The organism is Microcoleus sp. MOSTC5, from assembly GCF_036701825.1.
GTDB classification, from domain to species: domain Bacteria; phylum Cyanobacteriota; class Cyanobacteriia; order Cyanobacteriales; family Microcoleaceae; genus Microcoleus; species Microcoleus asticus.
Genome location: NZ_JAUBRK010000110.1, coordinates 1 through 11,008, shown reverse-complemented (window position 1 = coordinate 11,008; position 11,008 = coordinate 1). Strand labels below are relative to the sequence as shown.

Sequence of the window (11,008 nt, the reverse complement as noted above, 5' to 3'; positions counted from 1 at the left end):
GATGAAAATCCATGAGCTTAGCCTCTAGCATAAAGTTCATATATTATACAGTTTACACCGCAAACCCAGAAGACCCCAATGCTTGCGTGCAGAATCAGGCTGAAACCCTGCCCAATCCTTTTAGCGATGTACCTTCCAATCACTGGGCTTACAAAGCTGTTTTGACAATGTATTATTGCGGGGCTTACCGAGAAGCGACGCCACCTGCTTTAATTAAAGAATTACTGGAATCGGGAACTCCTACTAGAGAAAGTTTGCCTTCCCGATTACCATTTCCCAATTCCCCATTACAGCCATTTCCCGTGATTATTTAAAGAATTACTGGAATCGGGATATCCTATTAGAGGAAGTTTTTATTCCCGATTACCTTTTCCGCATTTCCCATTACCAACATTTTAAAACTCAGCCCGAACCGTAAACGAATAATCGCCACCTGGTTCTAATTGATAATCCCATTTTTCCAGAAAACGGTGCAGCGGTTCCTGAATCAATGCCCTACCCTGAGAAGGCTCAAGTATCAGTGTTTTTTCTGACGTGAAACGCCACTGAAACTGCCACTCAAAATTGCCGGCAGTCACTTCACCCTCAATCGTGCCTTTTTGCCAAGATTGGCCAGTAACCCGGACATATGCAGTTGTTTCTGGCAAACGTCTCGAACTCACCTTTTTGTTTCCGCGTTTGTTTCTGCAATTGTGCGACTATTGTAAAGGCTCATGGCTTTTTCTACTCCTTGGTGCAGACTCAGTTCCACAGCTTCTACAACCAGTTTAAGCACTTTCTCTACTAACTGACTTTCCTCTGAGGAAAATTTTCCTAAAACGAAAGAAATCGTATCTTTCTCATTTTTAGCAGCATCGTTTTGAGGTTTGCCGATGCCAATCCGCAAGCGGGGAAATTTGTCTGTGCCCAAATGAGAAATTGTCGATTTCATGCCGTTGTGTCCGCCGGCCGAACCGGCAAGCCTCATTCTCAATTTCCCGATCGGCAAATCCATATCGTCGTATACTACTAACACAGACTCCGCAGGTATTTTGTACCAATCCGTCGCCGCCCGAATCGATTGACCCGACAGATTCATGTAAGTAAGCGGTTTCAGCAAGCGGATTTTCTGTCCCCGCGGCCGGTTTCCCTCGCCAAATATGCCTTGAAATTTGCGATTTTCCGACAGGGAAATCTGCCAAGATTTAGCCAAGGCATCGACAGCATTAAAGCCTATGTTGTGTCGGGTGCGATCGTATTTAGGTTCGGGATTTCCCAAACCAACGATTAGCTGGGGAATCACTAACTCCGCTGGTGTTTCCGACTTCTGAGTGTTGTTCATTTAACTGTCTGTGCTATCTTCCTTGGGAGTAGCCGCCGCGAGTTTTTCAGTTTCCGGTTTGCTGCTAGTTGCTACTGCTTCTTCTAGCTGCTTGGCTTCCCGGGTGAACTCCGACTCAAAATCCCGCGAAGCGTCTTGAAATCCCCGAATTGCCTTCCCCATACTCCGGCCGATTTCTGGTAATTTTTTCGGCCCGAATACCAATAGGGCGATCGTAAAAATAACGGCCATTTCCGGCAAACCAATGCCAAAAATATTCATGGTTTTTCTCCTGCAATTTGTTTAGTTACTTCTTGTTTATTTATGCCAAAAGTAATCGGAAAGGGTAAGGAAAAACGGGAAAACTTAGCTTTTACCCTTTCTCCTCAACCCTCAGCTTTTACTTTTAGCCTTACTGTTTTGCGATCAATTTTTAGCGGCCTAGGCTCGACCAATCCATATCCACATTCTCCAGAATCAGCGAAGAGTTGTAGATTTGCAAAATAATCAACAAGAACACGAAAAACAGTCCAATGAACACGCTCATCAATAGCGTGGTTCCCCAGCCAGGGGCTACCTTGCCGTATTCTGAGTTAAGGGGTTTGAGTATATCTCCTAACCAAGTCCGTTGTGCCATAAGTCACCTGCAATGAATCTCTACAGAAAAGTTTGACATATTTCTACCGCTAATTGCGATCGCAATTTCTCAGAAGTGCGGGAGACTGGGGGAGCCGGAGCGGGGGAGGGGGAGTGGGGGAGCTGGAGACAGGCAGATTGTCCGAGGATTTGAGGATTTTTCGACCTCGCCGTAAAAGATATAATTTGAATGCGTGACAGTTTAATGAACTCTCAATAGTAACGATCTCCCCCTCTCGCCCTCTCCCCTTTTTCGCTGCCATACCGTACCGCGCCTAAAAGCACTAGACTTTCAGACGAATTGTTATTTTTTGTAATATTATAGAGTGGAGCACTCATAATCGATCAAAAATATGGAACCCGCAGCAGTTCTCGGCATTTCTCTCGGTGTGTGTCTGGTGGCAATCACCGGTTTCTCGATATACACGGCTTTCGGCCCTCCCTCTAAGGAATTGAGAGATCCTTTTGATGAACACGAAGATTAAAGAAGAAGGAAGTTCGGCAACGGATTTTGTAACGGATTTTGTAACGGATGGAAGGAAGAAAGCCCTTCGGCTTCGCTCAGGATAAAAAGAGGGAAGAAGTCGGAGGGAATTCGGAAGAGGGAATATTTTCACAATTATCCCCCTACCCCACTCTCCATCGGGGGCAAGCACTCTTGGCATCGCCCCTACAAAACTTCTCTCTGACTCTCCCAGCCAATGCTATTTTCTTCAAAAACACACTAAATCTATATTTAAGAAATCTATCTTCCAGTTAAAGTAAAATTTATCAAGTTTCAGGCAAAAGCATAATGGGCAATACCTTTGGGCATTTATTTCGGATATCGACATTTGGGGAATCTCACGGCGGCGGTGTGGGAGTAGTAATTGACGGTTGCCCGCCCCTGGTGTCGATCGACGCATCGGAAATTCAAGCCGAACTCGATCGCCGCCGCCCCGGCCAAAGCAAAATTACCACGCCCCGCAAAGAAGCAGATACCTGCGAAATTCTGTCGGGGGTGTTTGAAGGCAAAACTTTGGGGACGCCGATCGCAATTTTAGTCCGCAATCAAGACACTCGCCCCCAAGATTACGGCGAAATGGCGACTACCTACCGCCCTTCCCACGCTGACGCTACCTACGATGCCAAGTACGGAATTCGTAACTGGCAAGGCGGAGGTCGAAGTTCGGCTAGAGAGACAATTGGTAGAGTAGCAGCAGGCGCGATCGCTAAAAAAATTCTCAAACAAGCAGCAGGAGTCGAAATAGTCGGCTACGTCAAACGCATCAAAGACTTAGAATGTGTCGCCGACCCGGACACTGTTACCTTAGAACAAGTAGAAAGCAATATAGTCCGCTGTCCAGATGCCGAATGCGCCGAAAGAATGATTGAACTGATCGAAAAAGTTCGTGACAGCGGAGATTCGATCGGCGGTGTAGTCGAATGCGTCGCCCGCAACGTACCCAAAGGCTTGGGAATGCCGGTATTCGACAAACTCGAAGCCGATTTGGCCAAAGCCATCATGTCGTTGCCGGCCAGCAAAGGCTTTGAAATTGGTTCGGGCTTTGCCGGGACTCTGCTCAAGGGCAGCGAACACAATGATGAATACTATACTGATGACAAGGGTGTAATTCGTACAGTCACGAATCGCTCCGGTGGAATTCAGGGCGGTATTGCTAACGGCGAAAATATCATTTTGCGGGCGGCATTCAAGCCAACTGCGACAATTCGCCAGCAGCAGCGCACAGTTACCCGAGAAGGCGAAGAAACGCTGCTGGCTGCCAAAGGGCGGCACGACCCTTGCGTTTTGCCGAGAGCTGTGCCAATGGTGGAAGCGATGGTAGCTTTAGTGTTGTGCGACCACCTGCTGCGCCATCACGGACAATGTGGAACCTTAAAGTCTGAATTTTAAAATGGAAATCAGCTTGTCCTCAGTAGCGGCAACTCCCGTTGATTGCCCTCAACCCTCCGAATCAATAAAAGGTATAGATGATTTTGTAGTACAGTTTTGGGGCGTGCGGGGCAGTGTTCCGACACCCGGACAGGAAACTGTTCGCTACGGCGGCAATACTTCTTGTTTGGAAATGCGAGTCGCTGGCAAACGCTTGATTTTTGACGGCGGAACTGGCTTGCGGATGCTGGGAGACCAGTTGGTGCAAGAAATGCCGGTGCAAGCTTATATGTTTTTTACTCACTATCATTGGGATCACATTCAAGGGTTCCCGCTGTTCGCCCCAGCTTTTATCCGAGGCAATAGCTTTGATATTTACGGGGCGACTCCGCCGGATGGAGATTGCATGAAAAGGCACTTTGTCGAACGGGTGCTGCACTCGAATTCGCCGGTGCCGCTGATGGGTTTGCAGGCAGATTTGAATTTCTACGAACTCAATCACAACCAGACGATGATGCTGGACGATATTGAGATTAGGACGGGTTCTCTGAATCACCCTAATACTGCTATGGGATATCGGGTGACTTGGCAGGGACGATCAGTTGTTTACTGTTCGGATACTGAGCATTTTCCCGATCGGCTAGATGAGAATGTCTACAATTTAGCCCTCGACGCTGATGTGCTGATTTACGATGCGATGTACACCGACGAGGAATATCACAATCCCAAGTCTCCCAAGGTGGGTTGGGGACACTCGACTTGGCAGGAAGCGGTGAGAATGGCTAAGGAAGCCCGGGTGAAACGAGTGGTAATTTTTCACCACGATCCGGCTCACACAGACGATTTTCTCGATCGCATCGCCGAAGACGTGCAAATCGCTTTTCCGAAGGCTGTCATGGCCCGCGAGGGTCTTATTTTGCCGATCGGCTTCTGAACATTCGCCTCCGGGGCTCGATCGAACCATCAACCGATCGAACCATAATTGTTATGTGAATATGTGGCTCTGGCCGCGAGACCAGAGCCACAATTTTTTTTAATTTGCGGCAAACTCTTAACTGCATGGTATAATTCTTGCTTGTTAAGTTTTTAGGCAAAGTATTTAAGGTTTTTTTTATTGTTCAACCGCGTCCGCCAGACGCCAAGACGTAAGATAATTGGAGGATTCCCAAGGGTGAAAAGGAGACAGTTTTGAATGTCAACAAACACGGCGAGGCGAGGAGCTCGCACGCCTGAGTGCTAGTCTGATGCCAGTAGACTTCCAGAAGCCTTGTTACAGATTAATTATTAAGGACAAAAACAGAAGTTATAGCTCTGATCGAGTAAAAGGTCGATCGGTTTTTTCGGATCGTGAATATTGACAACTGTCAAAAGCTAATAGCTTTTAGGTACAAACTGAAAAAATTTTCAGCAGTCAATTTAACTAACCAGAAAGAAACGATCGTTCTTGGGTTTGGCAGTAGCTCCGGCAAGCGAATGTTATGACTTGACTATCAAAATGGGAAATTTACGTTTTAGATCTTCAGCACATCAATACAGATGGATTGCCTTAGGCAGTTTTGCTGTAATTATGGGTATTTCAGGCGCCCTGGCCTACCGCCTCGCCCCGCTCCCCGGATTCATGGCTCAAGGCACTCTCACTTCTAATAATCCGCCAGTCAAATTTTCGAGCACGGGCACGACAATTCTCAAACAGGGAGAGCAACTAACCCCAGAGGTTCTGCTGGCAGATAATGTTGTCAAAGCAGTGGCAGATGCAGTTAAGCTGTCGCCCCAGCAAGTTCGACAAAATGCTAGTGTCAAAATTTCTAAGCCGGAACAACCCCTAGAGATTGTTGTTGGGTATCGCTCGCTCGATCGGGAGCAAGCAATCCAAACGGCGGATATGTTGATGAAGGGCATGGTTGAAAAAAGCCGCCTGATTAACAGATATCGGTGGCAATCAGTCAATCAGTCGCTCAACCAACGCTTGGCACAAGTCACTCAAGACCTGAAACAAGCTCAGCAAAAACTCGACCAATACGAAAGAGAGCGCGCTCGCCTGTTGCAGCAAATGAAGCTGCAGCAAGACTTTTACAACAAAACTCAGCTTGCAATGGCGGATACGCAAGCCTCGGAAAAAGAAATGGTCAGCAGTTTCGCCGCCGCTACAGTGCCGCAAATTGTGGCGACGCCCACGAGCGATCCGACAGTGCCTCTGATTTTGGGAATTGGCTTGCTGTTGGCGATTTTGGTCAGCCGGGGTTTGATTCCTTCGGTGGCCGATTGGAGGTACAAAGCAGCTTTTCAGCGAGAAGAGAGCGAAAGGCTCCAAAGTGCTTTGTACCGACTGATCAAAGAAGGCCGCGGCGAAATCACTCTGGTGCGGTTTGCGATGGAAACGCGGCTGTCGCCGGATGTGGCTCAGCGTTTTTTGAACCAACAAGCTGAAGTCTTTAATGCCAATTGCGAAATTAAAGACGACGGCAGCATCTTGTATCACTTCCACATTTAAAGGGCTGCGGGCGATCGCGCTCCACAGAAGACTTTAGCCGATTGGGCCGTCACTGCTCGATCGGCTTGTTTTTTTGTTAATAGGACTTATATCAACTTCGGTCGATCGACCATCCCGGTCTCGGTCGGCGCGGGTTTACTGAATCTATAACTTATACTACTACTACAGATTTTGGTGAACCCGCCGACCCGAGCTTAATTGCGGTGATTGTACCGGACATGATATTACGATCGTCAACCCGGTTTCTGAGCTTGTAGGGTGCATCAGGGTTCAAAATTGCTCGATCGACAAAGGTGTTGACGACCCTAGATCGCCCTAAGATTCTGCCAGTTGCGTCCAAGACTTTCTAAAAAATCAAGACTGTCTAAAAAATATTTTATTTTTGTGTTGCTCTCGCTTAAATATATGTGTAATTATAAAGAATCAGTAAATTTACGGTTGTTTTTTACCTGCGTTAGCGGATCGAGCGCTAATTTGTGGTTAAATATCTCTTAGGACGTGTATCACCTCCGTATAAATGCTTTAGTCTAGATCCATTACTTGTTGAGGGAAGTTATGTAGTTTCACATCAGAAACTTCATGAGGCAAGAGCCTGAAATCACACTCCCCTACAGAAATCCTACGTTTTCATTTTGAACTTTTGTAATCACCTAGAGGCAAAACCATGATTTTTGGAATAATTTGTTCTTTTGTCGTAGCTTACTTTTTGCTAATGTCGGTTGCTAATTACGGCGACACTGGAATGTAGACCTGTTAAGGCACTAATAGACCGAGACAGAAGGCAGCAGGCAAAAAAAAGCTGTTTGAAAAGTTAGATTAAGTCTCAGCTTGGGTCGTGTCTGTCGTGCTTGCTCTGGCAGGAAAATGGATGGATGAAGGAGTCGTTAAGTACCGCTGTGACTGGGAAGAGGCAGACCCTGTAGCTGCCCGGAACATAGCAGATTTGATGGACTGGCGCGATCGGCTCCACTCTTGGGGATTAATTGGCGTCTACGAAAATGGCATAGGGTTTGGGAACGTCAGCGTCAGGCTCGGCAATTCTTGCCAATTCGTGATTTCGGGAACCCAGACTGCACACTTGAGGACTCTGGGGCCAGAATCCTACTGCACTGTTACCGAATTTAACTTAGAACAAAATTTCCTCGGCTGCCGGGGCCCCGTACCAGCTTCGTCGGAGTCACTGACTCACGGGGCCCTGTACCTTCAGAGACAGGATGTGGGCGGCATAATTCACGTCCACAATCCTAAGCTGTGGCAGCAACTGCTGTTTAAGATTCCTACTTCTAGAAAAGAAATACCTTACGGCACTCCCCAAATGGCCTTAGAAATGTCTAGACTTTTTGAGGAGGAGAATTTGGCGGAGCGCAAAATTCTGGCGATGGCCGGTCACGAGGACGGAATTATCTGTTTTGGCAGCACCTTGGACGAAGCTGGCAAAGTGCTTTCTGCTGCGATAGGTTAGACGTGATATCTTGAACTGTTCTCATAAAAAGCTCAGAAACCTGGTTTATTGACAAAAAATCTAGGATTTTAGGTGGGTCTGTGGCAAGAAACTAAAGTGATGACGTGGGTGCCTGATGTGAGTTAAACTGAGCTTTACCCTTGACCTCTAGCCGATCGATCGATCTAGCCTCACGGGTTCCAAACTTTTAAACTGCCTCTTGCCTCTGCGGTAAGGGAAAGATATTTTTAAAGAGAAACAAACTATATAGCAAAAGCTGAGAGTCATCGTGAATCAAACTAAACTTGTAAGCTCAAAAGAACTGCAATCAGAGGTATCTCGTCTCACCGAAGAGCTGCAAATGCGCGACCAATTGGTGCAGCAGTTGTCTCAAGAACTTTTCAGGCTGGTGAAGGGAAATTCGAGTTTTGTGCCGGCGCCGGAGGTTTCCGATCGCCACCAAGCTCAAATGCAGGCTATGCGGGAACAACTGCAAGCTGTTGAAGAACAGGTGAGTTTTTATCAGGAACAAATCGCGGAGCGGGATGCTGAGGTTTACCAACTGCGGCAGTCGGTGCAGGAATTGACGGATCGTTCTCGGATGTTAGAACAGGTGGTTCAGGAATTGCCGGGGGTTTACCGCCAGAAGTTTGCCGAACGGATCGAGCCAATTAAGGAAAAATTGGATCAGCTGCAAAAGGAAAACCGCCAGTTGCACACTGAGTTGCAAAGCGTAACTTACCGTCTCGCTGTGCGGAGCCGCAAGGCTAAGGGTCTGGATCTTCCGAGCGTGGATGCTGAGGACGATCGGGGCATTCAAATGCCGAGCTTTGGCAATGTCTAAGGTTTTGATTGTGGCGGATGCCCACAAAGGCCCGGCGGAAGCTCTGTTGCGGACGATCGCTAAATCTAATCATTTAACAGAAGTCAATATCTGTGGGGTTTCGGAACTCAATTCTGGCGCGATCGCTCCGGGCGGGGCGATCGTTTGTCCTTTGACGCTGGATCTGCCGTCCCATCTGGTTTTTCCGGGTCGGGACGTGTTTCGATTTTGTAGCAATATTTGGGCGGCGCGCGATCGAGTGTCCCAGGAGTTGCAAGTACCCGTCGGCGATGGCAATTTTTGGCTGCCTGTGGTGTTGACGCCAAAGGGCCCACTCTATGCTGAGGCGATCGGTGCGGAAGCTGACAAGCACTCTGGCGAGTTGAGTTACTCTCAACCGGTGCATTTGTCGGATCTTTGGCGGCAGGAACTTTATGAGTTGGCTTACCGCTTGCTGAATCTTTTAAATGCGCCACCGGCTACTTATTTGATGCAGTTCGGGTTCGTAGGGGAAAGGATTTGTTTCGATCGACTTTGGCCTTTTCCGGCTGCACCTGCGATCGCTTCTGTCGGCATTCAAGTACCGGATTTATTTGTCTGTCATTGGTATTGCTTGACAAATAAGCCTATCTATGATATAAAAATTTGCTCTGCGGTTATTTGAAGTCAATGGGAAAGTTGAGATTTGAGATTTGATCTTGGGAGATCGTTTTAATCAAGCAACTAGAGCCGGAGTTTCAGCGGAGATAACTTGGTCGAAACTGTCGAAGATTTCAAAGAGTTGGTCGAGTTGAGTAATTTCAAATATTAGCCGGACTGTTGCTGAGAGGTTGCAGATGACGAAGCGACATCCCCGGTGGCGGGCGGCGTTGAGTCCGCCGACTAAGGCGCAGATCCCGGAACTGTCGATGAAATCTACGTCGGCCATGTCAATTACCCAAAGTTTATGGCGATCGGGCGCAATTTCTGCTAGCTGTTGCTGGAGGAGGCTGCCTGCTTGGGAGTCGAGGCAGTTTTGAGGCTGGAGGATGATGGGTTGGTTGAAGTTGGGAAATTCCATAGCAGTTATCCTAGGATTGTAAAGTATGAATAAGTGAGTTCAGTTGCTGATTCTGTTGAAAGAATCAGGGGATTTCAGCGTATGTTGGAGGAAGGGCGATCGCCCTTGTGGGAATCGGTGGGGATAGCCGTTGCGATAAATTTAGCAGGAAACTGGCTAGCGATCGCGCGGAAGGCAACCGCATCAATTCTATATTAATTTATTATGCCTGGAAGGCTAATTGTTAGGTTAGCGAGCGATCGCGAGTTTAGTGTGTTCTTCATCACAGCGAAAGATTGCACTATTGCCTGAATCGAGCCAATATATAAATGTATTGAGCTTTGCAAAAGTTTACGAAGGCAGTATCGAATGTCTTTTGAGTTTTTATCGTTAGAGACTATTCAGCAGTTGGCGCGCGATTACGGCTACTGGGCAGTATTTCTGGGAATTCTGCTGGAAAATTTGGGAGTTCCTCTTCCAGGGGAGACAATTACGATTGCTGGCGGGTTTTTAGCTGGCAGCGGGGAACTGAATTACTGGTATGTACTCGGCAGTGCGATCGCGGGTGCGACTGTGGGCGGAAACCTTGGTTATGCGATCGGCAGGTACGGCGGCTGGCCGCTGCTGCTGAATCTGGGAAAATTTTTCCGCTTTCGGGAAGAACAACTGTTTGACTTAAAAGAACAGTTTAGCCAAAATGCAGCTAAAGCTGTTTTTTTGGGCCGTTTCATTGCACTGCTGCGAATTTTTGCTAGTCCCCTAGCGGGTATTGCAGAAATGCCTTTTTGGAAATTTTCTCTGTTCAACATTCTGGGTGCTGCCAGTTGGGCATCTGTAATGGTAAGTTTATCCTACTTCTTGGGACAAGTTGTGTCTTTGGAGAAGTTGGTAGCTTGGGCGGCTCAATTTGCGGTATTTGCATTGCTGTTAGCAGTTGCTTGGATTGCAATTCCTATGTGGTTGGAGTCGCGGAATTTGGACAAGACTAAGTAAGATTGGTGGTTAGACTTTTTGCAAGACTTCTGGATTTTCTGTTTTTAACCGCAGATGAACGCAAATGAACGCACATATTATCTATTTTTGCAAAAAGTCTAATTATTGCCGCTCGCCTATTAATAAGTCAGGACTTCTGTCTTCAAAATAATCAAGTTTGTAGCGAGAACTTCTGTTCTAAAAATAATTAAGTTTGTAGTGAGAACTTCTGTTCTAAAAATAATTAAGTTTGTAGTGAGAACTGCTGTCCTGGATCGGGAAACTATTAGTCAATAAGGACTAAACCCCTTACTACCAAGCAGTTTTATTAGTAATTAACATAACATCATATAAAGCAATACGGTTCAGTTAAGGCTCAAATAGTGGTAAATTAGGTATGGTGTCCAAAAATGGAGAGCAAGTAAGGTGCATC

Annotated in this window: 15 protein-coding genes; 10 read left to right on the top strand and 5 right to left on the bottom strand. The window is 47.0% G+C overall.

Translation table 11 applies throughout. The annotated features are described in order from the left end of the window. The first annotated feature begins 11 nt into the window (after positions 1-11). Positions 12-314, top strand: a complete 303-nt coding sequence (locus tag QUA54_RS32585; protein ID WP_333418972.1) for a hypothetical protein — start codon at positions 12-14, stop codon at positions 312-314. Between the two features lie 81 nt (positions 315-395). Here QUA54_RS32585 and QUA54_RS32580 read toward each other — a convergent pair whose 3' ends face one another. The 4 genes from QUA54_RS32580 to psbH all read right to left on the bottom strand — a co-directional run bounded on the left by QUA54_RS32580 (position 396) and on the right by psbH (position 1,937). Then, positions 396-662 carry a DUF3146 family protein gene (locus QUA54_RS32580; protein WP_332958583.1) on the bottom strand — a complete coding sequence of 89 codons (267 nt, stop codon included), beginning with the start codon at positions 660-662 and terminating at the stop codon, positions 396-398. Further along, entirely contained in the window at positions 659-1,321 is a 663-nt protein-coding gene (gene pth, locus QUA54_RS32575; RefSeq protein WP_172189681.1) for an aminoacyl-tRNA hydrolase, read from the bottom strand. Before pth ends, QUA54_RS32580 begins: the two co-directional genes overlap by 4 nt. Then, positions 1,322-1,582: a TatA/E family twin arginine-targeting protein translocase gene (locus QUA54_RS32570; RefSeq protein WP_172189683.1), complete on the bottom strand. Its 261-nt coding sequence runs from the start codon at positions 1,580-1,582 to the stop codon at positions 1,322-1,324. It lies immediately after the preceding gene. 151 nt (positions 1,583-1,733) lie between these two features. Next, positions 1,734-1,937: a photosystem II reaction center phosphoprotein PsbH gene (psbH, locus tag QUA54_RS32565; RefSeq protein WP_172189685.1), complete on the bottom strand. Its 204-nt coding sequence runs from the start codon at positions 1,935-1,937 to the stop codon at positions 1,734-1,736. 352 nt (positions 1,938-2,289) lie between these two features. Here psbH and psbN point away from each other — a divergent pair, with 352 nt between their 5' ends. The 7 genes from psbN to QUA54_RS32530 all read left to right on the top strand — a co-directional run bounded on the left by psbN (position 2,290) and on the right by QUA54_RS32530 (position 9,228). Beyond that, positions 2,290-2,421 carry a photosystem II reaction center protein PsbN gene (gene psbN / locus QUA54_RS32560; protein ID WP_333193435.1) on the top strand — a complete coding sequence of 44 codons (132 nt, stop codon included), beginning with the start codon at positions 2,290-2,292 and terminating at the stop codon, positions 2,419-2,421. Between the two features lie 308 nt (positions 2,422-2,729). Then, a complete protein-coding gene (aroC, locus tag QUA54_RS32555) occupies positions 2,730-3,830 on the top strand; it encodes a chorismate synthase (RefSeq protein ID WP_333193433.1) in 1,101 nt (366 codons plus the stop codon). Position 3,831: 1 nt separating this feature from the next. Beyond that, positions 3,832-4,743: an MBL fold metallo-hydrolase gene (locus QUA54_RS32550; protein WP_333163148.1), complete on the top strand. Its 912-nt coding sequence runs from the start codon at positions 3,832-3,834 to the stop codon at positions 4,741-4,743. Between the two features lie 561 nt (positions 4,744-5,304). After that, positions 5,305-6,300 carry a hypothetical protein gene (locus tag QUA54_RS32545; protein ID WP_333418969.1) on the top strand — a complete coding sequence of 332 codons (996 nt, stop codon included), beginning with the start codon at positions 5,305-5,307 and terminating at the stop codon, positions 6,298-6,300. Between the two features lie 868 nt (positions 6,301-7,168). After that, positions 7,169-7,762 (top strand): class II aldolase/adducin family protein, encoded by a 594-nt coding sequence (locus QUA54_RS32540; protein ID WP_333418973.1) that lies wholly within the window; start codon positions 7,169-7,171, stop codon positions 7,760-7,762. 268 nt (positions 7,763-8,030) lie between these two features. After that, on the top strand, positions 8,031-8,585 hold the full coding sequence (locus tag QUA54_RS32535) for an Npun_F5560 family protein (RefSeq protein ID WP_172189697.1): 555 nt from the start codon (positions 8,031-8,033) through the stop codon (positions 8,583-8,585). Further along, complete coding sequence (locus QUA54_RS32530) at positions 8,578-9,228, top strand: hypothetical protein (RefSeq protein WP_333418967.1); 651 nt, start codon at positions 8,578-8,580, stop codon at positions 9,226-9,228. The genes QUA54_RS32535 and QUA54_RS32530 overlap by 8 nt, the downstream gene beginning before the upstream one ends. A 51-nt stretch (positions 9,229-9,279) precedes the next feature. Here the strand turns inward: QUA54_RS32530 and QUA54_RS32525 are convergent, their stop codons facing one another. After that, positions 9,280-9,624 (bottom strand): STAS domain-containing protein, encoded by a 345-nt coding sequence (locus tag QUA54_RS32525; RefSeq protein WP_333193425.1) that lies wholly within the window; start codon positions 9,622-9,624, stop codon positions 9,280-9,282. A gap of 33 nt (positions 9,625-9,657) precedes the next feature. Here QUA54_RS32525 and QUA54_RS32520 point away from each other — a divergent pair, with 33 nt between their 5' ends. Continuing rightward, the gene (locus QUA54_RS32520; protein WP_333203611.1) at positions 9,658-9,822 is read left to right on the top strand and encodes a hypothetical protein; all 165 of its coding nucleotides are present in this window, start codon (positions 9,658-9,660) and stop codon (positions 9,820-9,822) included. A 150-nt stretch (positions 9,823-9,972) separates the two neighbouring features. Continuing rightward, positions 9,973-10,596 (top strand): DedA family protein, encoded by a 624-nt coding sequence (locus QUA54_RS32515; protein WP_333418964.1) that lies wholly within the window; start codon positions 9,973-9,975, stop codon positions 10,594-10,596. Positions 10,597-11,008 lie beyond the last annotated feature (412 nt).